18 protein-coding genes and 2 riboswitches are annotated in these 24,986 nt (G+C 75.7%); of the genes, 5 read left to right on the top strand and 13 right to left on the bottom strand.

Going from position 1 to position 24,986, the window contains the following annotated elements; translation table 11 throughout:
• Positions 1-114: 114 nt before the first annotated feature.
• On the bottom strand, positions 115-3,738 hold the full coding sequence (cobN, locus tag AC3EQ1_RS24465; protein ID WP_432096483.1) for a cobaltochelatase subunit CobN: 3,624 nt from the start codon (positions 3,736-3,738) through the stop codon (positions 115-117).
• Positions 3,739-3,848: 110 nt separating this feature from the next.
• A riboswitch (cobalamin riboswitch) is annotated at positions 3,849-3,919 on the bottom strand.
• Positions 3,920-4,034: 115 nt separating this feature from the next.
• Between cobN and cobG the strand changes: the two genes are divergently transcribed.
• From cobG to AC3EQ1_RS24450, 3 genes are read left to right on the top strand one after another with little or no spacing between them, the layout of a single operon-like run.
• The gene (gene cobG / locus AC3EQ1_RS24460) at positions 4,035-5,345 is read left to right on the top strand and encodes a precorrin-3B synthase (RefSeq protein ID WP_432096482.1); all 1,311 of its coding nucleotides are present in this window, start codon (positions 4,035-4,037) and stop codon (positions 5,343-5,345) included.
• Positions 5,342-5,983 (top strand): precorrin-8X methylmutase, encoded by a 642-nt coding sequence (locus AC3EQ1_RS24455; RefSeq protein WP_432096481.1) that lies wholly within the window; start codon positions 5,342-5,344, stop codon positions 5,981-5,983. The genes cobG and AC3EQ1_RS24455 overlap by 4 nt, the downstream gene beginning before the upstream one ends.
• Entirely contained in the window at positions 5,980-7,527 is a 1,548-nt protein-coding gene (locus tag AC3EQ1_RS24450; RefSeq protein ID WP_432096480.1) for a precorrin-2 C(20)-methyltransferase, read from the top strand. The genes AC3EQ1_RS24455 and AC3EQ1_RS24450 overlap by 4 nt, the downstream gene beginning before the upstream one ends.
• Before the next feature lie 100 nt (positions 7,528-7,627).
• On the opposite strand, the gene AC3EQ1_RS24445 is transcribed toward AC3EQ1_RS24450, so the two are convergent.
• Positions 7,628-8,380: a cobalt-precorrin-6A reductase gene (locus tag AC3EQ1_RS24445; protein WP_432096479.1), complete on the bottom strand. Its 753-nt coding sequence runs from the start codon at positions 8,378-8,380 to the stop codon at positions 7,628-7,630.
• Between the two features lie 80 nt (positions 8,381-8,460).
• On the opposite strand from AC3EQ1_RS24445, the gene AC3EQ1_RS24440 reads away from it, so the two are divergent.
• The gene (locus tag AC3EQ1_RS24440) at positions 8,461-9,597 is read left to right on the top strand and encodes a cobalt-precorrin-5B (C(1))-methyltransferase (protein WP_432096478.1); all 1,137 of its coding nucleotides are present in this window, start codon (positions 8,461-8,463) and stop codon (positions 9,595-9,597) included.
• A 200-nt stretch (positions 9,598-9,797) separates the two neighbouring features.
• Here the strand turns inward: AC3EQ1_RS24440 and cobM are convergent, their stop codons facing one another.
• The 8 genes from cobM to AC3EQ1_RS24400 all read right to left on the bottom strand — a co-directional run bounded on the left by cobM (position 9,798) and on the right by AC3EQ1_RS24400 (position 17,590).
• Positions 9,798-10,625, bottom strand: coding sequence for a precorrin-4 C(11)-methyltransferase (gene cobM, locus AC3EQ1_RS24435; RefSeq protein WP_432096477.1), 828 nt, complete (start codon positions 10,623-10,625; stop codon positions 9,798-9,800).
• Positions 10,622-12,094 carry a precorrin-6y C5,15-methyltransferase (decarboxylating) subunit CbiE gene (cbiE, locus tag AC3EQ1_RS24430; protein ID WP_432096503.1) on the bottom strand — a complete coding sequence of 491 codons (1,473 nt, stop codon included), beginning with the start codon at positions 12,092-12,094 and terminating at the stop codon, positions 10,622-10,624. Before cbiE ends, cobM begins: the two co-directional genes overlap by 4 nt.
• Before the next feature lie 263 nt (positions 12,095-12,357).
• Positions 12,358-13,014: an NADPH-dependent FMN reductase gene (locus tag AC3EQ1_RS24425; protein WP_432096476.1), complete on the bottom strand. Its 657-nt coding sequence runs from the start codon at positions 13,012-13,014 to the stop codon at positions 12,358-12,360.
• A gap of 202 nt (positions 13,015-13,216) precedes the next feature.
• Entirely contained in the window at positions 13,217-13,627 is a 411-nt protein-coding gene (locus AC3EQ1_RS24420; RefSeq protein WP_432096502.1) for a sensor histidine kinase, read from the bottom strand.
• A gap of 73 nt (positions 13,628-13,700) precedes the next feature.
• The gene (locus tag AC3EQ1_RS24415) at positions 13,701-14,594 is read right to left on the bottom strand and encodes a (2Fe-2S)-binding protein (RefSeq protein WP_432096475.1); all 894 of its coding nucleotides are present in this window, start codon (positions 14,592-14,594) and stop codon (positions 13,701-13,703) included.
• The gene (locus AC3EQ1_RS24410; RefSeq protein ID WP_432096474.1) at positions 14,591-15,526 is read right to left on the bottom strand and encodes an ABC transporter ATP-binding protein; all 936 of its coding nucleotides are present in this window, start codon (positions 15,524-15,526) and stop codon (positions 14,591-14,593) included. The genes AC3EQ1_RS24415 and AC3EQ1_RS24410 overlap by 4 nt, the downstream gene beginning before the upstream one ends.
• On the bottom strand, positions 15,523-16,497 hold the full coding sequence (locus AC3EQ1_RS24405; protein WP_432096501.1) for a FecCD family ABC transporter permease: 975 nt from the start codon (positions 16,495-16,497) through the stop codon (positions 15,523-15,525). The genes AC3EQ1_RS24410 and AC3EQ1_RS24405 overlap by 4 nt, the downstream gene beginning before the upstream one ends.
• A gap of 76 nt (positions 16,498-16,573) precedes the next feature.
• Positions 16,574-17,590 (bottom strand): ABC transporter substrate-binding protein, encoded by a 1,017-nt coding sequence (locus AC3EQ1_RS24400; protein WP_432096473.1) that lies wholly within the window; start codon positions 17,588-17,590, stop codon positions 16,574-16,576.
• Between the two features lie 34 nt (positions 17,591-17,624).
• Positions 17,625-17,803: riboswitch (cobalamin riboswitch) on the bottom strand.
• Between the two features lie 248 nt (positions 17,804-18,051).
• Between AC3EQ1_RS24400 and AC3EQ1_RS24395 the strand changes: the two genes are divergently transcribed.
• Positions 18,052-19,491 (top strand): NAD(P)/FAD-dependent oxidoreductase, encoded by a 1,440-nt coding sequence (locus AC3EQ1_RS24395; RefSeq protein ID WP_432096472.1) that lies wholly within the window; start codon positions 18,052-18,054, stop codon positions 19,489-19,491.
• Positions 19,492-19,742: 251 nt separating this feature from the next.
• On the opposite strand, the gene AC3EQ1_RS24390 is transcribed toward AC3EQ1_RS24395, so the two are convergent.
• The 3 genes from AC3EQ1_RS24390 to AC3EQ1_RS24380 form a co-directional block, all read right to left on the bottom strand.
• Positions 19,743-21,119, bottom strand: a complete 1,377-nt coding sequence (locus AC3EQ1_RS24390) for an NAD(P)/FAD-dependent oxidoreductase (protein WP_432096471.1) — start codon at positions 21,117-21,119, stop codon at positions 19,743-19,745.
• Positions 21,116-22,624, bottom strand: coding sequence for an NAD(P)/FAD-dependent oxidoreductase (locus AC3EQ1_RS24385; RefSeq protein ID WP_432096470.1), 1,509 nt, complete (start codon positions 22,622-22,624; stop codon positions 21,116-21,118). The genes AC3EQ1_RS24390 and AC3EQ1_RS24385 overlap by 4 nt, the downstream gene beginning before the upstream one ends.
• A gap of 247 nt (positions 22,625-22,871) precedes the next feature.
• Complete coding sequence (locus AC3EQ1_RS24380) at positions 22,872-24,329, bottom strand: FGGY family carbohydrate kinase (protein WP_432096469.1); 1,458 nt, start codon at positions 24,327-24,329, stop codon at positions 22,872-22,874.
• Positions 24,330-24,986 lie beyond the last annotated feature (657 nt).

The raw sequence follows: 24,986 nt of genomic DNA, 5'->3' as shown, positions 1-24,986 counted from the left end.
CTCCCGAGTGTACCCGTGGGAGGACATGTCCTGAGGGGTGCTCACATCCTGACGGATCCGCCCCGCGCCGGCGGGAGAGCCGGGCGGGGCGGATCCGTCAGGGACGGGGAGCGGTCAGTCGTCGCCCTCGAGGTCGCCCTCGGTCTCCAGGAACACCTGGCGCAGTTCGTCCAGCACGGCCGGGTCCGGCTTGGCCCACATGCCCCGGCTCTCGGCCTCCAGCAGCCGCTCCGCCATGCCGTGCAGCGCCCAGGGGTTGGCCTCCTGGAGGAACTCCCGGTTCTCCGGGTCGAGCACATAGGTCTGCGCGAGCTTGTCGTACATCCAGTCGGCGACCACGCCGGTGGTGGCGTCGTAGCCGAAGAGGTAGTCGACGGTGGCGGCGAGTTCGAAGGCGCCCTTGTAGCCGTGCCGGCGCATCGCCTCGATCCAGCGGGGGTTGACCACGCGGGCGCGGAACACCCGGGAGGTCTCCTCCACCAGGGTCCGGGTCCGCACGGTCTCCGGCCGGGTGCTGTCGCCGATGTACGCCTCGGGGGCGGTGCCCTTGAGAGCGCGCACGGTGGCGACCATGCCGCCGTGGTACTGGAAGTAGTCGTCGGAGTCGGCGATGTCGTGCTCGCGGGTGTCGGTGTTCTTGGCCGCCACCGCGATCCGCCGGTACGCCGTCTCCATCTCCTCGCGCGCCGGGCGGCCTTCGAGCTCCCGGCCGTAGGCGAAGCCGCCCCAGACCGTGTACACCTCGGCCAGGTCGGCGTCGGTGCGCCAGTCGCGGCTGTCGATGAGCTGGAGCAGTCCGGCGCCGTAGGTCCCCGGCCGGGAGCCGAAGATCCGGGTGGTGGCCCGGCGTTCGTCACCGTGCTCGGCGAGGTCGGCCCGGGTGTGCGCGCGGACGAAGTTGTCGTCGTCGCTCTCCTCCAGGGAGGCGGCGAGCCGCACCGCGTCGTCCAGCAGCCCGATCACATGCGGGAAGGCGTCCCGGAAGAAGCCGCTGATGCGCAGGGTGACATCGATCCGGGGGCGGCCCAGCTGGTCGAGCGGGACCGGCTCCAGACCGGTGACGCGGCGGGAGGCCTCGTCCCACACCGGGCGGATGCCCAGCAGGGCGAGGGCCTCTGCCACGTCGTCGCCGGAGGTGCGCATCGCGCTGGTGCCCCACAGGGAGAGGCCCACGGACCGCGGCCAGTCGCCGTTGTCGGTGCGGTAGCGCTCCAGCAGCGAGTCGGCGAGGGCCTGTCCGGTCTCCCAGGCCAGCCGGCTGGGGACGGCCTTGGGGTCGACGGAGTAGAAGTTGCGGCCGGTCGGCAGCACGTTGACCAGGCCGCGCAGCGGCGATCCGGAGGGGCCCGCCGGGACGAAGCCGCCGTTCAGGGCGTGCACCGCGTGGTCGATCTCGTCGGTGGTGGAGGCCAGCCGCGGCACGACCTCGCGGGCGGCGAAGTCCAGGATCGCGGCGACGCCCTCGCGCTGCTCCTCGGGGAGGCCGAGGCAGACCTTCTCGGTCGCGGCCGGGTCCCAGCCGGCGTCCTCCATGGCCTGGACGAGGGCGCGGGCGCGCTCCTCCGCGTCGTCGGCGCCGGTGCGGGTGGCGGCGGACTCGTCCAGGCCGAGCGCCTCGCGCAGACCGGGGAGCGCGGACGTGCCGCCCCAGATCTGCCGGGCGCGCAGGATGGCGAGCACCAGGTTGACCCGCTCCGGGCCGCCGGGGGCCTGGCCGAGGACGTGCAGACCGTCGCGGATCTGGGCGTCCTTGACCTCGCACAGCCAGCCGTCGACGTGCAGCAGGAAGTCGTCGAATCCGTCGTCCTCCGGCCGCTCCTCCAGGCCCAGGTCGTGGTCGAGCCGGGCGGCCTGGATCAGGGTCCAGATCTGGGCGCGGATGGCGGGCAGCTTCGCCGGGTCCATGGACGAGATGGCCGCGTACTCGTCGAGCAGCTGCTCCAGGCGCGCGATGTCGCCGTAACTGTCGGCGCGCGCCATCGGCGGGACGAGGTGGTCGACCAGGGTGGCGTGCACCCGGCGCTTGGCCTGGGTGCCCTCGCCCGGGTCGTTGACCAGGAACGGGTAGATCAGCGGCAGGTCGCCGAGCGCGGCGTCCGGCCCGCAGGCCGCGGAGAGCCCGGCGTTCTTGCCCGGCAGCCACTCCAGGTTGCCGTGCTTGCCGAGGTGCACCATGGCGTCGGCGCCGAAGCCGCCGTCCTCCTGCGCGGCGGCGATCCAGCGGTAGGCGGCCAGATAGTGGTGCGAGGGCGGCAGGTCCGGGTCGTGGTAGATCGCGACCGGGTTCTCGCCGAAGCCGCGCGGCGGCTGGATGAGGACGAGCAGATTGCCGCGGCGGAGCGCGGCGAGCACGATCTCGCCCTCGGGGTCGCGGCTGGTGTCGACGAACATGCCGCCGGGCGGCGGGCCCCAGTGCTCCTCGACGGCGTCCCGCAGCTCCTGCGGCAACTGTCCGTACCAGCGCCGGTAGTCGGCGGCCGGGATGCGGACCGGGTTGCGGGTGAGCTGCTCCTCGGTGAGCCAGTCCTGGTCGTGGCCGCCGGCCTCGATCAGGGCGTAGATCAGGTCGTCGCCGACGCCGGAGGCGAGGCCGGGCAGCGCGTCCGGGCCGTCCTCGGGGCCGAGGTCGTAGCCCTCGGCGCGCAGCCGGCGCAGCAGGGCGACGGCGCTGGCGGGGGTGTCGAGGCCGACCGCGTTGCCGATCCGGGCGTGCTTGGTGGGGTAGGCGGACAGCACCAGGGCGAGGCGCTTGTCGGCGGCCGGGACATGGCGCAGCCGGGCGTGGCGCACGGCGATGCCGGCGACGCGGGCGGCGCGTTCGGGGTCGGCCACATAGGCGGGCAGCCCGTCCTCGTCCACCTCCTTGAAGGAGAACGGCACGGTGATGAGGCGCCCGTCGAACTCGGGGACGGCGACCTGGGTGGCGGCGTCGAGCGGCGAGAGGCCCTCGTCGTTCTCCTCCCAGGCGGTGCGCGGTCCGGTGAGGCACAGCGCCTGGAGGATCGGCACGTCGAGGGCGGCGAGCGCGCCGGCGTCCCACGCCTCGTCGTCGCCGCCGGCGGAGGCGTCGGCGGGGCGGGTGCCGCCCGCGGCGAGGACGGTGGTGATCACGACGTCGGCCGCGCCGAGGGCCTCGACCAGCTCCGGCTCGGGGGCACGCAGCGAGGCCACGTACAGCGGCAGCGGGCGCCCGCCGGCGTTTTCGATGGCGGTGGACAGAGCTTCCACGAAAGCGGTGTTGCCGCTCATGTGGTGCGCCCGGTAGTAGAGCACCGCGATGACGGGGCCGGTGGCGTCCGCCCGCGGGGTGCGCTCCAGCTGGCCCCAGGTGGGGGCGGCGGCGGGCGGCTCGAAGCCGTGCCCGGTGAGCAGCACGGTGTCCGTGAGGAACCGGGCGAGCTGTTCGAGGTTGGCCGGCCCGCCGTGCGCGAGGTAGGCGTGGGCCTCGGCGGCGATGCCGATGGGGACGGTGGACGCCTCCATCAGCTGGGCGTCCGGCGCCTGTTCACCGGTGAGCACGACGACCGGCCGCGGCCCGGCGAGGAGCGTGTCGAGCCCCTCCTGCCAGGCCCGCAGGCCGCCGAGCAGCCGGACGACGACGAGGTCGACGCCGTCCAGCAGGGCGGGCAGGTCGTCCAGTGCGAGCCGCGCCGGATTGGCGAGCCGGTACGGGACCGGGCCGTCGCTCGCGCGGGCGCTGAGCAGGTCGGTGTCGGACGTCGACAGCAGCAGGATCATGCGGCGCTCCCCAGGGCATCGGTGGTGGCGTCAGGGGTGCGGTGGGGGCATGTGCGCATGCGGCAGCGGCCTTCCTCGGGGTCCGCGCCCCGGGTGGTGGAGGACGGCGGGAGTTCCTGGCTCACGCGGCTGTGCCGCGGTCACAGTGGCGGGACCGCGCCGGACTCGCACCGGCTTCCTCCCCTGGCGCCGTCGCTGGCGTCCGGCGGTTCCGGTTGGACCGCCGTGAGCATATTAAGGGCTGCCGCTCACCGGCGGTACATACACCCGTGTGGAGGGTCGGTATGCTCCGCGCCATGCCTCTCACACCCGCGACCAGCGCACGGAGGGCCGGACCGCCCGCTCGCGGGGGCGGGGACGCCTGCCCCGGCGCGCTGCGTCTGCACACTGCGGACGACGGTTCGCTGGCACGGATCCGGCTGCCCGCCGGTCTTTTGACGTGTCGTCAGATCGATGTCCTGGCAGCGGTGTCGGACGAGCTGGGGGACGGGCATCTGGACCTCACCTCCCGCGGCAACGTGCAACTGCGGGGGCTGGCCGCCGATGACGGCGCCGAACTCGCCCGCCGGCTGCGGGACGCGGAGCTGCTGCCCTCCGAACGGCACGAGCGGGTACGCAACATCGTCGCCTCGCCGCTGTCCGGACTGGACGGGGCGGGTCACGCGGATGTCCGGCCGTGGGTGCGCGAGCTGGACGACCGGGTGTGCGCGAACCCGGACACCGCCATGCTTTCCGGGCGTTTCCTCTTCGCCGTGGACGACGGGCGCGGGGATGTCGCCGCGCTGGGCCCGGACGTGACATTGATCGCAGCGGAGCACGGGAGCGCCGTGCTCCACCTCGACGGGGACGGCCCGGGCCTGCGCATGGCCGCGGCCGACGGGCCGCGCGCCGCCGTGCTGGCCGCGGAGGAGTTCCTGGACGCGGCCGGGGCGGCGGGCGGCCGCGTCTGGCGGGTGCGGGACCTGTCCCCGGCCGACGCGCTGCCGGCCCGGGTGCACGGCCGGCTGGCCCGCGAGGGCATCGACGCGCAGCCCGTCGAGGAGCCCCCGGCGCACGGCACTCCGCCCGCGAGGGGGGTGATCCAGGGCCCGGACGGCCGCTGTTCGCTCTCCGTCGGGGCGCCGCTGGGGCGGCTGTCCGCGGCGCAGTGGCGGCTGCTCGGGGTCACGGCCGCCCGCGGCGGACCTGCGGAAGCGCGTGTGACACCCTGGCGCGGCATCGTGCTGCCCGGTCTCCCGCCCGGTGCGGCGGCGGCCGGTCTCGACGCCCTGGAGCAGGCCGGATTCGTCACCGGCCCCGGGTCCCCGTGGCAGGGGGTGGGCGCCTGCACCGGGCGGCCGGGGTGCGCCAAGTCCCTGGCGGACGTGCGCGCCGACGCCGCGGCGGCCGTGGCGGGCAGCGGAGGGGGCAACCCCGGCCTGCTGCCCGTGTACTGGTCGGGGTGCGAGCGCCGGTGCGGTCACCCGCAGGGCCACTGGGTGGACGTCCTGGCCACCGGCAGCGGCTACCGGGTCACCGTCCGGGGCGGACCCGCCGGCGGCACGGGCACGGAAGCGGCAGCAGAGCAGACGGCCGGCGCGGTGGCGGCGGCTCGCGGAACGACATGAACGAGGACACAGTGTTCGACTACGAGAAGGACGGCGCGGCCATCTACCGCCAGTCCTTTGCGACGATCCGCGCCGAGGCGGACCTCGGGGCGCTGCCCCCGGACGTCAGCCAGGTCGCGGTGCGGATGATCCACGCCTGCGGAATGGTCGACCTCGTCAAGGACCTCGGTCACACGCCCGAGGTGGTGTCCCGCGCCCGCACCGCGCTGCACGCCGGGGCGCCGATCCTCTGCGACGTCGCCATGGTCGCCAGCGGGGTCACGCGCAAGCGGCTGCCCGCCCGCAACGAGGTGATCTGCACCCTGTCCGACCCCGGGGTGCCGGAGCTGGCCGCCCGGATGGGCACCACGCGCAGCGCCGCAGCCCTGGAGCTGTGGCGGGACCGGATGGAGGGCGCGGTGATAGCCGTCGGCAACGCGCCCACCGCCCTCTTCCGGCTGCTGGAGATGATCGAGGAGGGGGCGCCGCGCCCGGCCGCGGTCATCGGCGTTCCGGTCGGCTTCATCGGCGCGGCCGAGTCCAAGGACGCCCTGGCCGGCCACCCGGCGGGCCTCGACCACCTGATCGTGCGGGGCCGGCGGGGCGGCAGCGCCATCGCGGCCGCAGCCGTCAACGCGATTGCGAGCGAGGAAGAGTGAGCGACCAGCAGGACGGGCGCACGGGCCGGCTCTACGGAGTGGGCCTCGGCCCCGGGGACCCCTCCCTGATGACCGTACGGGCCGTGGAGGTCATCGCCGAGGCCGATGTCGTCGCCTATCACAGCGCCCGGCACGGGCGGAGCATCGCGCGCTCCATCGCCGAACGGCATCTGCGCCCCGACCACATCGAGGAGCCGCTGGTCTACCCGGTGACGACCGAGACCACCGACCACCCCGGCGGCTACCAGGGCGCGATGGACGAGTTCTACGCCGAGGCGTCCGCCCGGCTGGCCACGCATCTGGACGCGGGACGGACCGTGGCGGTGCTGGCGGAGGGCGATCCGCTCTTCTACGGCTCCTACATGCACATGCACAAGCGGCTCGCCGACCGCTATCCGACGGAGGTCGTGCCCGGGGTCACCTCGGTGAGCGCCGCCGCGGCCCGGCTCGGCAAGCCGCTGGTGGAGGGCGAGGAGGTGCTGACGATCCTGCCGGGCACGCTGCCCGAGGAGGAGCTGACGGCCCGGCTCGCCGCGACGGACTCGGCCGCCGTGATGAAGCTCGGCCGCACCTTCCCGACCGTGCGGCGCGCCCTGGAGCGGTCCGGGCGGCTGACGGACGCGGCGTACGTCGAGCGCGCCACCATGGCCGCCGAGCGCACCGCGCCGATGACGGAGGTCGACCCGGAGTCGGTGCCGTACTTCGCGGTGGCGGTGCTGCCCAGCCGGATCGGTGTCCCGGCCGCGGACCCCGCGCCCGGCGCCGCCCCGGCGGCCGACGCGCCGCAGGAGGGGCACGGCGAGGTGGTCGTGGTCGGTCTCGGCCCGGCGGGCCCGCTGTGGCTCACCCCGGAGGCCCGCGGCGAACTGGCCGCCGCCCAGGACCTGGTCGGCTACACCACCTATCTGGACCGGGTGCCGGTGCGCCCCGGGCAGCGGCGGCACGCCTCGGACAACAAGGTGGAGGCGGAGCGCGCGGAGTTCGCGCTCGACCTCGCCAGGCAGGGGCGGCGGGTCGCCGTCGTCTCCTCGGGCGACCCCGGGGTCTTCGCCATGGCGACCGCCGTGCTGGAGGCCGCCTCGGAGGACCCCTACCGCGAGGTCCCGGTGCGGGTGCTGCCCGGCATGACCGCCGCACACGCGGCGGCTTCGCGCGCGGGCGCCCCGCTCGGCCACGACTACGCGGTGGTCTCCCTCTCCGACCGGCTCAAGCCGTGGGAGGTCATCGCCGAGCGACTGCGGTCGGCCGCCGCGGCCGACCTGGTGCTGGCGCTCTACAACCCCGGTTCCCGGAGCCGGATCTGGCAGGTGGGCAAGGCCCGCGAGCTGCTGCTGGAGTACCGCGCCCCCGACACCCCGGTGGTGCTCGGCCGGGACGTCGGCGGTCCGGAGGAGAGCGTACGGATCGTCCGACTGGCCGATCTCGACCCGGACGACGTCGACATGCGCACGATCCTGCTGGTCGGCTCGTCGCAGACCCGGTCGGTACGGCGCGGGAACGGCCAGGAGATCGTCTGGACGCCCCGGCGCTACCCGAAGGACTGACGCGCCGTCGCCCCATGGGCGCGCCCGGCCCCGGGCGCGCCCTTCGGAGCGGGGAGCCGGGCGCTTCGGTCCGGGGGCCTGCGTCGTGCGCCGGTCCGCCTCAGCCGAGGGTGTTCCGCAGCCAGGTCACGGCCGCGGCCGGGTCCTCGGCGACCGGAACTCCCTCGGGCACCGGCGGGCGGCGGACCACGACCACCGGGATCCCGGCGTCACGGGCGGCGGTGAGCTTGGCGGCCGTCGCCCGGCCCCCGCTGTCCTTGGTCACCAACACGTCGATGCGGTGCCGGCGCAGCAGCCCGGCCTCGCCCTCGACGGTGAACGGCCCCCGGTCGAGGAGCACCTCCATCCGGGCCGGCTGCGGCGGCTCGGGGGCGTCGACCGAGCGCACCAGGAACCACAGCCGGTCCAGGTGGGCGAAGGCGGCGAGCCCCATCCGGCCGGTGGTGAGGAACACCCGCTCCCCCAGGCCGGGGAGCACCTCGGCCGCCCCGGCCAGGGAGTCCACCGGATGCCAGCGGTCGCCCGGACCGGCCACCCAGCCGGGACGGCGCAGGGCGAGCAGGGGAACATGGACCGCGGCGGCGGCCTCCGCCGCGTTGAAACTGATCGTGCCGGCGAAAGGATGGGTGGCATCGATGAGCGCGTCCACCCGGTGCTCGCGCAGCCAGCGGGCCAGGCCCGCGGGGCCGCCGAACCCGCCGATCCGCACCTCCCCGGCGGGCCGGCGCGGCTCGGCGACCCGGCCCGCGAGGGAGCTGGTCACCCGCAGCGCCGGGTCCCCGGCGAGTTCCTCCGCCAGCCGGCGCGCCTCGGTGGTGCCGCCCAGCACCAGCACATGCCGTGTCCCGCTCATCGCCTGCTCCTCCGTGTTCCGCGGCCCGGTGACGTCCCGGTTCCGCGCTCTGACATCGTCCCGTCCGGGCCGGGTGCACCGTGGCTGAGCCGGGCGCGTCCGGCCGCGGCGCACAGCTGGAACGCACCGGGCTCCGGTCCGGCTGGACCACCGGCGCCTGCGCGACGGCGGCGGCCACCGCCGCGTACACCGCGCTGCTCGGCGGTGAGTTCCCCGACCCGGTGACGATCACCCTGCCCAAGGGGCAGCGTCCGGCGTTCGCCCTGGCCACCGAGGAGTTGACCGGGGACGCGGCGATGGCCGGGGTGGTGAAGGACGCCGGGGACGATCCGGATGTGACGCACGGCGCGCTGGTCCGGGCCACGGTACGGATCCGGCCGGCCGGCAGCGGGGTGACGTTCCGCGCGGGACCCGGGGTGGGCACGGTCACCCGGCCCGGTCTGCCGCTGCCGGTGGGCGAGCCCGCGGTCAATCCGGTGCCCCGGCAGCTGATGCGCGACCACCTGGCCGAGGTCGCCGCCCGGCACGGCCGGCCCGGGGCGGACGCCGAGATCGAGATATCCGTCGACCACGGCGAGGAGATCGCCCGCAGCACCTGGAACCCGCGGCTGGGCATCCTGGGCGGGCTGTCCATCCTGGGGACGACCGGGGTCGTGGTGCCGTACTCCTGCTCCGCCTGGATCGACAGCATCCGGCGCGGTATCGACGTGGCGCGCGCCGCGGGGCGCACCCATGTGGCGGGCTGCACCGGTTCGACGTCGGAGAAGGTCGCCGTCGCGGTGCACGGGCTGCCCGAGGACGCGCTGCTCGACATGGGCGACTTCGCCGGAGCGGTACTGAAGTACCTGCGCCGCCACCCCGTGCCGCGCCTGACCGTCGCCGGGGGCTTCGCCAAGCTGTCGAAACTCGCTGCGGGCCACCTCGACCTCCACTCCTCTCGTTCCCAGGTGGACAAGGGCTTTCTCGCCGGGCTGGCCCGGCGGGGCGGGGCCGGCGAGGAACTGGCGGCGGCCGTGGCCGGGGCCAACACCGGGCTGGAGGCGCTCCAGCTGTGCGCCGCCCGGGACGTACCGCTGGGCGACCTGGTCGCCGCCGCCGCCCGGGACACCGCCCTCGGGGTGCTGCGCGGGGAGCCGATCGCGGTCGACGTCATCTGCATCGACCGGGCGGGCACCATCGTCGGACGCGCCGCGCCGCGGGGGCCGGCGGGGCGCTGACCGGCCGGAGCGCTGCCAAGTGCTCGAGTGCCCCGGCTGCCCGCGCGTCGTGCGTCGCGGTGGGGCGCCGAGCGGGCGGTCCGCAGTGCCTGTTCCCGGGACCGGCCTGCGACCGGCACCGGCGCCGTGCCCGGACCGGCGCCCCGCCCCACCGCGCCTGCCTCCCCGAGGGGGCACGGGGGGCCTCCACCCGGATGCCGTTACGGCGCCGCGGTGGTGCCGGTGGTGCCGGCCGTCTCCGTGGTCCCGACGGCGCCGCTGTCCCCGGTGGTGTCGCACGGCGGGTGTGCCCGGTCGCGGTCGGCCGAGTAGAGGTGGCTGTCCCGGAACTGCTCGGCGCCCAGTGTCCGTCCCACCATGATCACGGCGGTGCGGACCACACCGGCCTCCTTGACCTGGGCGGCGATGCCGTCGAGCCGCCCGCGCAGGACCAGTTCGTCGGGGCGGCTGGCCATCGCCACCACGGCGGCCGGGCAGTCGGCGCCGTAGTGCGGGAGCAGTTCCGCCACGACCCGGTCCACATAGCGGGCCGCGAGGTGCAGGACGAGCAGCGCCCGGCTGCGGCCCAGGGTCGCCAGGTCCTCGCCCTCCGGCATCGGGGTCGCCTGCTGGGAAATCCGGGTGAGGACCACCGTCTGACCGACCGTCGGCACGGTGAGTTCCCGCTTCAGGGCGGCGGCCGCGGCGGCGAACGCGGGTACCCCGGGCACCACTTCGTACGGCACCCCGGCCGCGTCCAGCCTGCGCATCTGCTCGGCGACGGCGCTGAACACCGACGGGTCGCCGGAGTGCAGCCGCGCCACGTCGTGCCCCTCCTCGTGGGCGCGCACCAGCTCGGCGGTGATCCGGTCCAGGTCGAGCCGCGCGGTGTCGATGAGGCGCGCGCCGGGCGGGCACTCCGCGAGGAGTTCCCGGGGCACCAGGCTGCCCGCGTAGAGGCAGACCTGACAGGACGCCAGGGTGCGCTGGCCGCGCAGCGTGATCAGGTCGGCGGCGCCGGGCCCGGCACCGATGAAGTACACCGTCATCGTCGTTCTCCTCGGTCGGACGGGTCGGCTGGGGCGGCTGTTTCAGCTGCCTCGGCTGCCTCTGCTGCTCGGGCTGCTCGGGCTGCTCGGGCTGCTCGGGCTGCTCCGGACGGGGCCGGGGCGTGGGGCGGTTCGCCCGGGCCGGCCGGATCGCGGGGGCCGGCCGGTTCGAGCGGGCCCGAGGGCCCGGGCCGGGCGGGCACCCGGTCCGCGTCGGCTTCCGCCGGGTCGTCGCCGGGCGCGGGCTTGACGGCTGCCCACTGGGTGACCGGCATCGCCTGCCGCCACCCGGTGAAGCCGCCCACCGGTACCGCGTGGGCCACCGCGAGGCGGACCAGTTCGCCGCCGTGCCGCCGGTACCACTGGGTGAGCAGCGCCTCGGACTCCAGGGTCACGGTGTTGACGACCAGCCGCCCGCCCGGCGGCAGCGCGGCCCAGGCCTCCTCCAGCAGGCCCGGGGCGGTGAGGCCGCCGCCCACGAACACCGCGTCCGGCACGGGGAGTCCGGCGAGGGCGGCCGGGGCCGCGCCGGTGACGACGCGCAGCCCGGGGACGCCGAGGGCCTCGGCGTTGCGCCCGATGCGTTCGGCCCGTACGGGGTCGCGTTCGACGGTGACGGCCCGGCAGGTACGGTGCGCCCGCATCCACTCGACGGCGATGCTGCCGGAGCCGCCGCCGATGTCCCACAGCAGTTCGCCGGGTTCGGGAGCGAGTGCGGCGAGCGTCGCCGCCCGCACATGGCGCTTGGTCAGCTGGCCGTCGTGCTCGTACGCCGCGTCCGGCAGCCCGGGCACGGTGCCCAGCCGCGTGGCGCCGTCGGCGCGCCGGCACTCCACGGCGATCACATTGAGCGGATCGCCGGGCGGGTGCCGCCAGGTGTCGGCCCGCCCCTCGGTGCGGTGCTCCCGCTCCCCGCCGAGCTGTTCCAGCACCTGCATCCGGCTGGGGCCGAAGCCCCGCGCGGTCAGCAGCGCGGCCACCTCGGCGGGGGTGTCCGCACCGGCGCTGAGCACCAGCAGCCGGCGGCGGGGGTGGAGCACGGCGGTCAGGGCGGCGGCGGGCCGGCCCACCAGGCTGATGACCTCGGTCCCCTCCAGCGCCCAGCCGAGCCGGGCACACGCGTGGGAGACGGACGAGGGGTGCGGCAGGACCCGCAGCCGGTCCGGCCCCAGCTCCTCCGCCAGGGCCCGGCCGATACCGAAGAACATCGGATCGCCGCTGGCCAGGACCGCGATGCCGCGTTCCTCGTGGGCGGCGATCAGCCCGGGGACGGCGGGGCGCAGGGGCGAGGGCCAGGCCACCCGCTCACCGGCGCACTCCGCGGGCAGCAGGTCCAGCTGACGCGGGCCGCCGATCAGTACCCCGGCCTCGGCCAGCGCCCGCCGGGAGGCCGCGGGGAGGCCGTTCCAGCCGTCCGCTCCGATGCCCACGACGGTCACGGGGCGGGTCGGTTCGGACGGGGCGGACAGTTCGGAGCTCACGCCGGGGACACCTCGGAGAATCGGGCAGGGCTGGGCCCTGTGGGGGCGTGCCGACTCTACTGACCGGGGAACGTCCGGACACCGCCGGGGCCCGCATCACCCTGCTCGCACACCGGGTGCGCCACCACCCGTGACCTGCGCGGAACGGGCACGGCGAGGCGCCGGCCACGACGGTGGCACCGCCCGTGGCGGGTCCGGCCGGGAGTCATCGGACGGCCGGTGGGTGCTCCGCGGGGCGCGGGGCAGTGGCGTCACTCGGCGCGCTGGGTGACGGGGGCGCTCGTCCGGTCACCGAGGAACTCGTACCAGCGGTGCTGCAGACAGGGGTACAGCGTGTCCGCCTCGACCAGGTCGAGGAAGGAGTCCACGGTGTCGGACAACCGCGCCTGGAGGTCCCGGTCCTTCAGTCCGCCGTCCTCGTCGAAGCCCTGATGGGCCTGGGCGAGGCTGAACATGTCGGGGTAGACCCGGGCCCCGAGGTGCTCCAGCGGGACGCGCAGGGACCACAGTCCGCGGTTTCCGCCCACCGTGGACGGTGACGCCGAGACGAGCAGCGCCTGTTTGTCCTTGAACGGCTGCGGCCGGAACCGTGACACCCAGTCGACGGCGTTCTTCAGCGCGCCCGGCATGGACGCGTTGTACTCGGGCGAGGCGATGACCAGCGCCTGGGCGGCCTCGATCCGGTCGCGGAGCGCGGCGGCGCCCTCGGGCGGACCGTCGGCGGCCTCGTGATCCCCGTCGTAGGTGGGCATGGGGAAGTCCCGGAGCCGGGCGAGGTCGGCCGTGACTCCGGCCCGGGTCACGAGCGCGGCGACCAGGGCCGCCAGCCGGGCGTTCACCGATCCCGCCCGGGACGACCCCGAGAGAACGAACAGCCGCAGCGCGGAGCGCCGGTCGGGGTGGGTCATGGGCGGGCACCTCTCGTCGCGCGCGGACATTCCGTCCCGGTCATGCATGTCTCGTCGCCGCCCCGGTCTCCCGCCGGGAGTCCGGGACACACCCGTCGGGGTGCGTCCGCCGGTGGAATGCCCCCGGATGCGCGGCGGAGTGGCCGCACGTGCGGGCCCGGGTCCGGTGCCCTTGCCGTTCCCGGTGCGCCGCGTCCCCCGCTCAGGCTCCCCGGCCGCCCCCGGCCCGAAGGACCGCCGAGTCGTCCGGGGCTGCCGCGGAGCCGTCCGGCTCCCGGCCACGGGGCACCGTCACCCGGAAGACCGTGCGGCCCGGCCGGCTGTCGAGTTCGACGCGGCCGTGGTGCGCGGCGGCGACCGCGTGGGTGATGGCCAGCCCCAGTCCGGTGCCGCCCGCGGTCCGCGCCCGGCCGTCGTCGGAGCGGACGAACCGGTCGAAGATCTCGGACTGGAGTTCCTCGGGCACGCCCGGCCCGTCGTCCGCCACCTGGAGCTCCACCTCCGTGCCGTGGTCGGCGAGGCCCACGCTCACGGTGGTGCCGGGCGGGGTGTGGGTTCGCGGCGGCCGTCGTCGGTGCGGGGCGGGGGGCGTTGCGGATCGGGGGGGGCGGATCCGGGAGGGGCGGTGCGGATCGGGGGGCCGATCCCGGAGGGTCGGTACGGGTCGGCGCGGGTGCCGGGCGTGGTCACGCTCTGGCGGCGTAGGCCCGCAGCCGTTCCGCCCGGCCGGTCAGGCAGCAGCTCGCGCAGCGGACCGCCTCGGCGCTGGTGTAGTAGAGACAGCAGGTGCGCCGGAGATAGACCAGCCGCGGGGTTCCGTCGGGGCGCCTCACCCGGGCCACCTCCCCGAGGTGCCCGATACCGCCGGGCGCGGTCGCACTGAACTCGTCCCAGCGCAGGGCCAGTTCGCTCGGGTCGGCCTGCGAGGCGCAGAGCGCGGTGGCGCAGCCGTGGGCCACCCCGCCGCGCAACTGGCGCAGCCCGGCCCGGGTGCGCCGGTGCAGGGCATCCGCGAGCGGCAGCAAGTGTTCGTCCAGGACGGCCCGGTGGAGCAGCGGCAGGGTGGCGGCCCGGAAGCACGCCGGGCAGGGGGAGGAATCCGGGCGGGGCCGGGCGGGCGCCCGGTCTCCGGCAGTCGCCTGGACGTGTCCGCAGGGTGTAGCCGGTGTCGCCTCCGCGGACACCGCACCCGGCCGGTCCGCCGTCGCCGGCAGAACCGCCGTCGCGGCCCCGGTCAGCATCCGGTTCCGGCGCAGCCACACGCCGCCGATGCCGTGCCCCGACGGCCGCACCAGGACGTTCTCCGCCCGCAGGTCCGGAACCCGTCCGTCCAGGGCCCATTGGAGTACGGCCGCCGCGGTGACCCGGCCCGCGTAGACGGCGATCAGGGTCAGCGCCGCGGCGTGGGCGGTGCGGTGGCCGCTCCCCTCGTACTCGCCGGTCAGCAGCCGGTCCAGCTCCGGGCTTCCGGGGTCCAGCAGCCGGTCCGCGGGCAGCAGGTCCGGGCCGGTGGCCTGCGAGACGTGGCCCAGGGCGTAACGCGGCCCGTGCGCGGCCGCTTCGGGGGCCGGCGCGCTCACGCCTGCCCGCCCGTGGCCGCCCCCGACGCGGGAGTACGCCGCATACCGGCGACCGGCGCGGCCTTCCCGCCCCGGGCCGTCTCCCGGTCACCGGCCCGGTGTTCGGCCCGAGCTTCGGCCCGGTGTTCGGTCTCCGGCGGCAGGTAGAGAACCGTCGGTGCGCCGGTCACCGGGTGGACGCCCACCTCCGCGCGCACCCCGTAGACCTCGGCCAGCATGTCCTCCGTCAGCACGGCCGCGGGCGGGCCGCAGGCCACCACCCGGCCCTCGGCCAGTACGTGGATCCGGTCGCAGTAGTACGCGGCGAGGTTGAGGTCGTGCAGGGCCAGCAGGTTCGTGGTGCCGAGGGCGCGGACCAGGGAGAGGACCTCCAACTGGTGTCGGATGTCGAGGTGGTTGGTGGGCTCGTCCAGAACGAGCAGCGCCGGGTCCTGGACCAGGGCCCGTGCGACGAGGGCGCGTTGGCGCTCGCCGCCGGAGAGTTCCTCGACGTGCCGGTCCGCCAGGCCGTCCGCGCCGACCCGGACCAGGGCGTCCCGCACCCGGGCGGTGTCGTCGGCGGTGTCGGTCTCCCAGAAGCGCTTGTGCGGGGATCTGCCCATGGCGACCAGGTCGCGGACCGTCAGCCCGAAGACGGCACCGGCGTCCTGCGGGACGGTGGCGATGCGCTGGGCCCGCCGCTTGGTGCCGAGCTCCGTCACGTCCCGGCCGTCGAGGAGGATGCGGCCCGCTGTGGGCCGCAGCGTGCCGTAGACGCACCGCAGCAGGGTCGTCTTGCCGCTGCCGTTGGGGCCGACCAGGCCCACGGTCTCCCCCGGCCGGGCCTCGATGTCGACGTCGTCCAGGATCGGACGCCCGTCGGGCGCGCCGCCGACGCGGAAGGAGACGGCCTCGGCCCGCAGTTCCGCGGGCGCCGGAGTCCGGGCGCTCATCCGGTGATCCCTTCGGTACGGGAGCTGCGGCGCAGCAGCCACAGGAAACAGGGGCCGCCGGCCAGGGCGGTGAGCACGCCCACGGGGACCTCGGCCGGGGCGGCGACCGTCCGGGCCAGCAGATCGGCGAGGACCAGGAAGGCGGCGCCACCGAGGGCCGACACCGGGAGCAGGGCGCGGTGTCCGGCCCCGACGGCCATCCGGGCGGCGTGCGGCACCACCAGGCCGACGAAGCCGATGGCTCCGCTGACGGCCACGAGGACCCCGGTGACCAGCGAGGCGAGCACGAACACCGCCGCCCGGAACCGCCCGGTGTCCAGCCCCAGGACGGTGGCCCCCTCCTCGCCGACGAGCAGCAGGTCGAGCGGCCGGGCCAGGGCCATCAGCACGGCGGTGCCGACGGCGAGAGCGACCGCGGGCAGGAGCAGTGCGTCCCAGCGGGCGCCGCCGAGGCCGCCGAGGGTCCAGAACAGCACGGCCCGCAGGTGTTCGGCCTCGGCGGCGGTGACGAGCACCAGGCTGGTGAGGGCGGAGAGGATGTACTGCACGGCCACCCCGGCCAGGACCAGCCGGCCGGTGGTCATCGTCCCGCCGCGGCGGGCCATGGCGTAGACGGCGACGAGGGCGCCGAGCGACCCCACGAAGGCACCGGCCGGCAGGGCCACGGTCGTCGCTCCCGCGCCGAGACCGAGCACCACCACGAGGACCGCGCCGGTCGAGGCGCCCGAGGAGATGCCGAGGAGGAAGGGGTCGGCCACCGGGTTGCGGACCAGGGCCTGGAGGACGGTCCCGACGACGGCGAGTCCGGCGCCGACGACGGCGCCGAGCAGGACCCGCGGCAGCCGGACGTCGCGCACGATCGTGGTGAACGGGCCGGCCCCGGTGTCCCCGGCGAGGATGCGCAGCACATCACCGGCGGGGATCCGGACGGGGCCCAGGGCGAGCCCGGCGACCGCCGCCGCGGCGAGCACGGCCGCGAGCCCGGCGAGGACGAGGGAGCAGCGGAGCCGGCCCGCCGGGGTCCGCGGTATTCGGCGGAGCACCGCCCTAACCGCCGTGTCCGGGGTGGAGCTGCCGGGCCAGCGAGTCGACCGCCTCGGGCACCCGCACGCCGAGCACGGCGGAGGACAGCGGCAGCACCGCGAAGCGCTTGTTCCGGATCGCCGGGACGTCGGCGAGCGCCGGGTCCTGAAGGAGCCGCTTCTTCTTCGCCGCCACCGGGGTGCCGCCGTAGTCGTAGATCACGATCACTTCGGGCCGGCGCTGGACGACCTTCTCCCAGGAGACGTCGCCGAAGGTGCGGTCGAGGCCGGCGAAGACGTTCCGGCCGCCGGCGAGGCGGACGATCTCGTTGCCGATGCCCTTGCCGCCCGCGGTGAACGCCGCGCTGTCGCCGCTGTCGTAGACGAGGACGGAGGGCCGGTCCGCACCCTTCAACCGCTTCGCCGTGGCCGCGAGTTGCCGGTCCTGGCGGGCCAGGAGGGCGTCGGCCCGCTCGGGGACGCCGAAGGTGCGCGCGGTCTCGCGGATCTCCTGCCGCAGCCGGTCCATCCGCACCGGGCCGCGGCCGCAGCTCTCGATGTTGAGCCGGGTGCGCACCCCGCTCTTCTCCAGCGAACCACGGTCCCGGCCCTCGCTCTTGTCGAAGGCGCTGGCGTAGCCGCCGTAGACGAAGTCGGGTCCGGCGGCGAGCAGCTTCTCGTACGAGGGGTACTTGTCGGCCAGGACGTCGACGCCCCGGTAGGCGTCCCGGAAGCGGGGCAGCACCCGGTCGTCGAGGTAGGCGGTGCCGGCCAGGCGCTTCTCCAGGCCCAGGGCGAGCATGACCTCGGTGGAGTGCTGGTTCAGGGTGACGGCCCGCTTCGGCGGAGCCGTGAACGTCGTCTTCACACCGCAGTTGGTGACGGTGTACGGGAAGCCCTTCGCGGCGGCGGAACGGCCGTTGGCGGGCCGGTCGTCGGCGGGCCGGCCGGCCGTGGGCGCGAGGCCGCAGCCGGTGAGCGGGAGCAGCAGCAGAGCCGCCGCGACGGTCCGGACGCGCAGTGACCCCGGGAACCGGGACATGCATGCCTCCTCCGGGGGATCCGCGTCCCCTGGTCGGTGCTGAAGGCGGCAGTCCGGTGTCTGACTCCCGAGGAGCGGCCCGTCCCGGAGCGGTGCGCCGTGCGGCACACCACCCGTTCTAAGCGGCTTCCCGGTCACAGTGGCGGGACCGTGCCGGAGTCGCACCGGCTTCCCGGGTTCCGCAGCCTCGTGAACACCCGCATTCTGTCAGAGCGCGATCAGCCCGCCCAGGGCGCGGCCCGTGAGCTGCGCCGCTCGTGGCCCTGCGGGAACCGCGCCCGTGGAGAACCGCGCCCGCCCAAGGACGCGGCAGGCCGGAGCCGGTCGCCGTTCCTCCGCCGCACGGCACCGACGGGGTGTCCGGCCGGCCGGTGTTCCGGTACCCGATCGGGGTGTGCGGGCCGGGCCGGCACCGCCTACCCTGAACGGTCTGCGACCACCGGGAATGCGGAGCCCTTCGGATGAACCACGGCCGGACCTCACCTCGTACGGCACCGTTGACGGACGGCTTCGTCAACGGCGGTGTCTCCTTCTGGTACCGGGACGGCGGCCCGCCCGGGCGCCGGCCCGCCCTGCCCGGGGACCGCGACTACGACGTGGCGATCGTCGGCGGCGGCTACACCGGTCTGTGGACCGCGTACTACCTCGCCCGGGACCGGCCCGGTCTGCGGATCGCCGTGCTGGAGCGGGAGTTCGCGGGATTCGGCGCCTCCGGACGGAACGGCGGCTGGCTCTACCACGGCTTCGCCGGGGCCCGGGAGCGCTATGCCGCGCAGCACGGCCGGCCCGCGGTGCGGGAGATGCAGCGCACCCTGTTCCGGTCCGTCGACGAGGTGATCTCGGTGGCGCACGCCGAGGGCATCGACGCGGGCATCCACAAGGGCGGCATGCTGCGCGTCGCGGTCGGCCCCGCGCAGCAGGCTCGGCTGCTGGCCGCTGTCGAGGACCAGCGCGACTGGGGCTTCACGGAGGCGGACCTGCGGTTGCTCGACGCGACGGAACGGGCGGAGCGGGTGCCGGTGGCGGGGGCGTCCGCGGCCGCCTGGACACCGCACGCCGCCGCCGTCCAGCCCGCGGCGCTGGCGTCGGGGCTGGCCCGGGCGGTGGCCGCCCGCGGAGTCGACATCCTGGAGGGCACCACGGTCACCGAGATCCTCCCCCGCAACGCCGGAGGGCGGGCCGTCGCCCGCACCGACCGGGGCAGGGTGACCGCCGACTACGTGATCCGGGCGACGGAGGGGTTCAGCGCGAACATCGCCGGACTGCGCCGTCAGTGGCTGCCGATGAACAGCTCGATGATCGTCACCGAGCCGCTGTCCGACGCGGTGTGGGAGCGGATCGGCTGGCGGAACCGGGAGGTGCTCGGCGACACGGCCCACGCCTACATCTACGCCCAGCGCACGGCGGACGGCCGGATCGCCCTCGGCGGCCGGGGAGTTCCGTACCGCTTCGGTTCGCGCACGGACACCGGGGGCGTCACCCGGCCGCAGACCGTGGACGCCCTGTGGCGCGCGCTCGTCACGCTCTTCCCGCCCGCCGCGGACTCCGCCGTGGAGCACGCGTGGTGCGGTGTTCTGGGCGTGCCGCGGGACTGGTGCTCCACGGTCCGGCTGGACCACACCACCGGTCTGGGGTGGGCCGGAGGGTACGTGGGCAGTGGGGTGACGACGTCCAACCTGGCGGGCCGTACGCTGCGGGACCTCCTGCTGCGGCAGGACACCGAACTGACCGCGCTGCCCTGGGTCGGGCGGCAGGTGCGGCCCTGGGAGCCGGAGCCGCTGCGGTGGGCGGGGGTTCATCTGATCCACGCCCTGTTCCGGGCCGCGGACCGGCGGGAGAGCGCCGGCCTGCCGCACACCTCCGCGTTCGCCCGGCTGGCGGGGGTCATTTCGGGGCGGTGAGCGGCGCCGGGGCGGCCGGGCGGGGCCGTCTCCGGACGATGAGCGAGGCCGGGCGGCCGTACCGGGGCCGTCTCCCGGCGGTGCGGCCGCCAGACGTCCGCACCGGGCCCGCTCGTCCCCGCCGTCGGCCCATCGCACCGGCCGGCGGTCCCGGCCGGCGGTCCGGGCGCCTGCCGTTCAGGACAGGGGCGGGATTCTCCGTGACGTCCACCCCGGCCCCGCCGGCATCCCGTCCTCCCACGGGCCACCGTTCACCCGACGGAGACCAGCACCGGCCCCCCGTGGGCCACGGCCCGTCCGCACCATGCCGCGGAGAGCCGCACCGGCCGCCCGGGCACGGCGGTTTCCCACACACGCTGCCGGTGCAGAGTCCGGCCGTCCTGCCGCACGATCAGCCGCGGCCGGACGAGCGGTTCTGCCGGTTCCAGGCTGAACCTCCCCTGCGCGGAGAGGGAGTTCACCGGGCCGATCCGGTCGGGGGCGACCCAGGCGAGCGGTGCCTCGGCCAGCACGGACACCCGGGTGGGCAGCCATCCCCCGTCGGCCAGGTGGCGGAGCACGGGTTCCGCGACGAGCGCGCCGTCCCGCACGGCGGTACCGGCGGACTCGCCGGGGCGCAGCAGGGTGCCCACCGCGAAGACCCCGGGCTCGGAGGTGCGGAACGCGGTGTCGGCGGACGGCCCGCGGGAGCCCGGTGCGAGGGAGATGCCGCCGGTCCGGGCCAGTTCGTGTTCGGGGATCCAGTCGCCGGTGAACACCACCGTGTCGCAGCGGAGCGTCACGGTCCGTCCGTCGCGGTGCCGGAGTCCGATGGCCTCCACCCGGTCCCGGCCGTGGAGTCCGGTCACGGTGGTGTCGGCGAGCAGCGGGATCCCCCGGACCGGCGGGGACGGGACGGTCTGTGCCCAGGAGGTCCGATGGTGGGGCAAGTCGGTGACGAGCGCGGCCACTTCGGTCCCGGCCCGGCGCAGGGCGAGCGCCGTGGCACGGCCGGACGGCCCGGCGCCGACGACGACGGCGCGGCGGCCGACCGTGCCGCGCTGTTCACCGGGCAGGGACCGCAGTCCACCGGGCAGGGACAGCAGTTCCTCGTGCAGGGACCGCTGTTCACCGGGCAGGGACCGCAAGGCCTGGCCATTGCTGAGGACGCCCGCGGGGCGGGTGCCCGGGACCAGCCGTGCGCTGCGGGGCCGTTCCCGGGCGCCGGTGGCGAGGACGACGGCCCGTGCCGTGAGGCGTTCCGGTCCGGCCGGACCGGTGGTGGCCGCGGTGAGCGGGCCCGCCCAGCCGGTGACGCCGACCCCGGTGCGCAGGACGGCGCCGGCGCGGACGGCCGCGTCGGCCAGGTGCCGGGCGTAGTCGGGGCCGGTCAGCAGCCGGTGCAGGTCGCTCAGGCCGAATCCGCGGTGACGGCAGTGGCGGGTGAGCCCGCCGGGGTGCGGCTCCCGGTCGACGACCTCCACGCGCCCGGCGCCCGCGGCGGCGAGCCGGGCGGCCGCGGTCAGCCCGGCCGGTCCGGCGCCGATGACCAGGACGTCCACGCTGCGCCGGAGCGGACCGGCGGCGGTGGGTGACGCTCCGGCGGTGGGTGACGCTCCGGCAATGGCGGGAGGCGGGTCGGCCGTCATGACGGGGTCCTCGTTCGTGGGGAGTCCGGGGAATCCGGAGAGTGCGGAGAGTGCGGGGAGCCCGGGGAGTGCGGGGACGCGGGGGCGGCAGGCCCGGGGCCCGGACCGCCGCCCCGGGCGAACAGCGCCTGCACGGTGGCGCCGCAGTGGTAGCCCTGGCACCTGCCGCTCATGGCCCGGGTGCGGCGCCGGAGCCCGGCGACCGAGCCGGGCGGGACCGTACTGACGAGGGCGTCGCGGATCTCGCCCCGGGACACCCGCTCGCAGTGGCAGACCAGGGTGCCGTACTCCGGGTCGGCGGCGATCAGTTCGGCGCGCTGGTACGGGCGGGGGAAGGCCTCGCCGATGTTCGGCATCCGCAGCGGCGCCGGTTCGTGGGCGGTGCCCGGGTCGAGGCCCGTCGCGGCGAGCAGTTCCACGACGTGCGCGGCGATCGCCATCGAGGCGGTGAGGCCGGTGGAGCGGATGCCGCCGACGGTGACCCGGCGCTCCCCGGGGTGGGCCCGGATCCGGTAGTCCTCCTGCCCGGTGGCGGCGCGCAGTCCGGCGTAGACCGCGGTGATCTCCTCGTCGAGCAGGGCGGGCAGGATCCGTGCGCCGCGCTCCCGCAGGAACGCCAGTCCGTCGGACGACGTACCGGTGGCCGTCTTGTCGTCGAGGTCCTCCGCGGTCGGTCCCAGCAGGACGTTGCCGTACACGGTCGGCGTGACCAGCACCCCCTTGCCGCGTTCGGTGGGCACGGGCAGCAGGATGTGGTCGACGAGGGCGCGGGCGAAGGTGTCGAACACCATGAGCTGGCCGCGCCGCGGCGTCACGGTGAAGTCGTCGTGCCCGCACATCCGGTCGACGTCGTCGGCGTGCAGACCGGCTGCGTTGACCAGATGGCGGGTGCGCAGCACCCCGCGCGTGGTGCCGAGCTCCTGGTGGCCCGCGGGGCCGGTGGTGACGGTGTCCACCCGGCAGTTGAGGTGCAGACCGGCTCCGCTGCGGACGGCCTGGGTGGCGTAGGCGAGCGTCGTCGTCCAGGGACAGATGATGCTCTCGCCGGGCACGTCCAGGGCACCGAGGGCTCCCGGCCCGAGGTGCGGCTCGCGGCGGCGCAGTTCCTCCGCGCCGATGAGCCGGGTGTCGTGGCAGCCGTTGCGCCCGGCCTTGGCGGCGAGTGCGGGCAGCGCGGCGAGTTGCTCGTCGTCCCAGGCGACGAGCAGGGCACCGAGCCGTTCCACCGGAATGCCGACCTCCGCGGCGTATCCGGTCAGCCGCCGGTGGCCGTCGCGGACCAGCCCGGCCTCCAGGGTGCCGGGGGTGGCGTCGAACCCGGTATGCAGGATGGCGGTGTTGGCCTTCGAGGTGCCGTTGCCGATGTCGTCCGAGGCCTCGACGACGGCGATGCGCAGCCGGTAGCGGGCCAGTTCGCGGGCGATGGCCGCGCCGACCACTCCGGCGCCGATGATGGCCACGTCGTGGACCTCGTCCGGCAGCGGGCCGGTGGTCGTCACGCTCATGCGCGTCCTTTGCTCAGCGAGGCTGCGTTTCGGTGGCTGCGTTGTGGTGGCTGTGTTGTGGTGGCTGTGTTGTGGTGGCTGCGTTTCGGTGGCTGCGTTTCGGTGGCTGCTTTCCATGAGCCGCGTTCCACGGGGAGTCGATTGCTCCGGCGGTTCGGCCGGGGCGGGGCGGGGCGCGGCGGGCCCGGCGGACTTCCGGTGCGTCCGCTGAGCCTGCGTCGACGGGCTCCCCCTGGTGGGTGGCCGGTCAGTGCGGCGCGGCGGGCGGTGGTGCGGGCCCGTCCAGCAGCGCCGCCACCGCCGCCCGGAAGGCGCTCCGGCGTTCGGCGGCCCGGTCGGCGCCGATCCGTGGTTCGTAGACGGTGGTCGGTGCCCGCGGCGGCAGGGCCCGGTGAAGCGGGAGGCCGGGGTCCAGTCCCATCCGGGCGAGCGCCCCCACGCCCAGCGCCGTCACATCCGGAACGGCGGACACCTCGACGGGACATTGCAGCAGGTCGGCCTGGGTCTGCATGAGCAGCGCGGAGCGGGTGAGACCGCCGTCGACCCGCAGGGCGGCCAGGGGTGTTCCCCGGTCGGCGGCGACGGCGTCGGCGAGCTCGGCGACCTGGGCGGCGATCCCTTCGCAGAGCGCGCGCACCAGATGTCCGGCGGTGGTGTCCAGGCCGAGGCCGGTCACCGAGCCCCGCACGTCGCTGCGCCACCAGGGCGCCGCGAGTCCGGCGAGGGCCGGGACGAAGGTGACGCCGCCGGTGTCCGGTACGGCGGAGCCGACCGCGTCGAGGTCACCGGCTCCGGAGACGACGCCGAGGTCGGTGAGCCAGCGGACCGCGGAGGCCGCGGTGTAGACCTGCCCGTCGAGGCAGTACTCGGTGCGCCCGCCGAGCCGCCAGGCGACACAGCTGACCAGGCCGCCGGTGCCCCGGCTGGGGCGGGGGCCGGTCGGCGCGAGCAGGAACGCCCCGGTGCCGTAGGTGCACTTGGCCGTGGCCGGTCCGGTCACGTGCTGGGCGAGCAGCGCCGCCTGCTGGTCGACGAGCAGACCGGTGAGCGGGATCTCGGCGCCGAACGCGGTGGTGGTGCCGACGGGGCCGGCCGCGTCGACGATCCGCGGCAGCCGCTCCCCGGCGAGCCCGAAGACGTCCAGCGCCTCCGGTGACCAGTCGACGCGGTCGAGGTCGAGGAGCTGGGTGCGGCCAGCGGTGGCGGCGTCCGTCACGAACGCGCCGGTCAGCTGGTGGATCAGCCACACGTCACTGGTGGTGACGGTGCCGGCGCGCGTCAGACTGCGGCGGATCCAGGCCATCTTCGGCCCGGCGAAGTACGGGTCGAGGGGCAGTCCGGTGCGGGCGCGCAGCGACTCGGCGTGCTCCGCGAGGTCGTGGCAGACGCTCTCCGCGCGGCGGTCCTGCCAGACGACGGCGTCGGTGAGCGGGGTGCCGGTGGTGGGGTCCCAGGCCAGCACCGTCTCCCCCTGGTTGGCCAGGCCGACCGCGTCGACCGGTTCGCCGGCGTCCGCCAAGGCCCGGCGCCCGGCGTCGACAACCGAGGAGAGGAGCTCGGCCGGATCGGCCTCGACCACGCCGCCGGGCCGGTAGCGGGGCCGCACCGGCGCCGCGCCGCTGCCGATCACCCCGCGCTCCGGGCAGAGGACGAGCGCCTTCGTGCCCGAGGTGCCCTGGTCGACGGCGAGGACGCGTCCGGTCACCGGAGCTCCCCGGCGCCGGGGTGCGCGGCCCGCGGTAACGCGCCGGGCTCGCCGGAGGTCCCTGGTGGGGTGGGCTCTGTGCTGGGATGGGGCTCGGCAGCCGGCATGGTTCGCTTCTTCTTCTCTCGGAATTCCACTGGCGGATTTCCTCTGGCGGATTTCCTCTGGCGGGTCTCTCGGATGCGTCCGGCGGCAGACGTGCACGTTCCCGAGGCGCCCGTGAGAGGCACCCGTGACCGGATCACCGCAAGCGTGGATCAGCCCCGGGAACGCCGTCAAGGACACCACGCCCCCGGCCGACGGCCCGCCCGTGCCCGCAATTTCCGCCGGTCGGGACGGCGTTGACGGGGCCGCGGAATGGTTACGCGGCCAAGTTATCGATGAAGATCACTATGACTCCCCCGCACTGGTGATCGGACCTACACTGACCGCCGTGCAACAGCAGGACGCCAGCGGGGCGGTTCGGCCTCCCGGGTCCACGGCGGCAGTGCCGGGGGCGCCGGGCACCGGATCCGTCCCACCCCCACACCGTCCCTGAGGGCCCATGACGATCACGCCGACCGACCGCAGCAGTGGATTACCGGACCGCCCAGGCCCGTTCGGGCCTCCGGCCGGGGGCGGGCACCGCCCCCGGGCCGCCTGCCCCCCGCCGCGGGG

Source organism: Streptomyces sp. bgisy100, from assembly GCF_057709105.1.
The sequence above is the reverse complement of the archived record's forward strand: the minus strand, read 5'-3'. Positions and strand labels throughout refer to the sequence as shown.

Coding starts and splice junctions, on each gene's coding strand:
- cobM (WP_432096477.1), bottom strand. CDS start 10,625: ATGACGGTGTACTTCATCGGTGCCGGGCCCGGCGCCGCCGACCTGATC.
- AC3EQ1_RS24385 (WP_432096470.1), bottom strand. CDS start 22,624: ATGAGCGTGACGACCACCGGCCCGCTGCCGGACGAGGTCCACGACGTG.
- AC3EQ1_RS24400 (WP_432096473.1), bottom strand. CDS start 17,590: ATGTCCCGGTTCCCGGGGTCACTGCGCGTCCGGACCGTCGCGGCGGCT.
- AC3EQ1_RS24395 (WP_432096472.1), top strand. CDS start 18,052: ATGAACCACGGCCGGACCTCACCTCGTACGGCACCGTTGACGGACGGC.
- cobG (WP_432096482.1), top strand. CDS start 4,035: ATGCCTCTCACACCCGCGACCAGCGCACGGAGGGCCGGACCGCCCGCT.
- cobN (WP_432096483.1), bottom strand. CDS start 3,738: ATGATCCTGCTGCTGTCGACGTCCGACACCGACCTGCTCAGCGCCCGC.
- AC3EQ1_RS24410 (WP_432096474.1), bottom strand. CDS start 15,526: ATGAGCGCCCGGACTCCGGCGCCCGCGGAACTGCGGGCCGAGGCCGTC.
- AC3EQ1_RS24390 (WP_432096471.1), bottom strand. CDS start 21,119: ATGACGGCCGACCCGCCTCCCGCCATTGCCGGAGCGTCACCCACCGCC.
- AC3EQ1_RS24425 (WP_432096476.1), bottom strand. CDS start 13,014: ATGACCCACCCCGACCGGCGCTCCGCGCTGCGGCTGTTCGTTCTCTCG.
- AC3EQ1_RS24455 (WP_432096481.1), top strand. CDS start 5,342: ATGAACGAGGACACAGTGTTCGACTACGAGAAGGACGGCGCGGCCATC.
- AC3EQ1_RS24445 (WP_432096479.1), bottom strand. CDS start 8,380: ATGAGCGGGACACGGCATGTGCTGGTGCTGGGCGGCACCACCGAGGCG.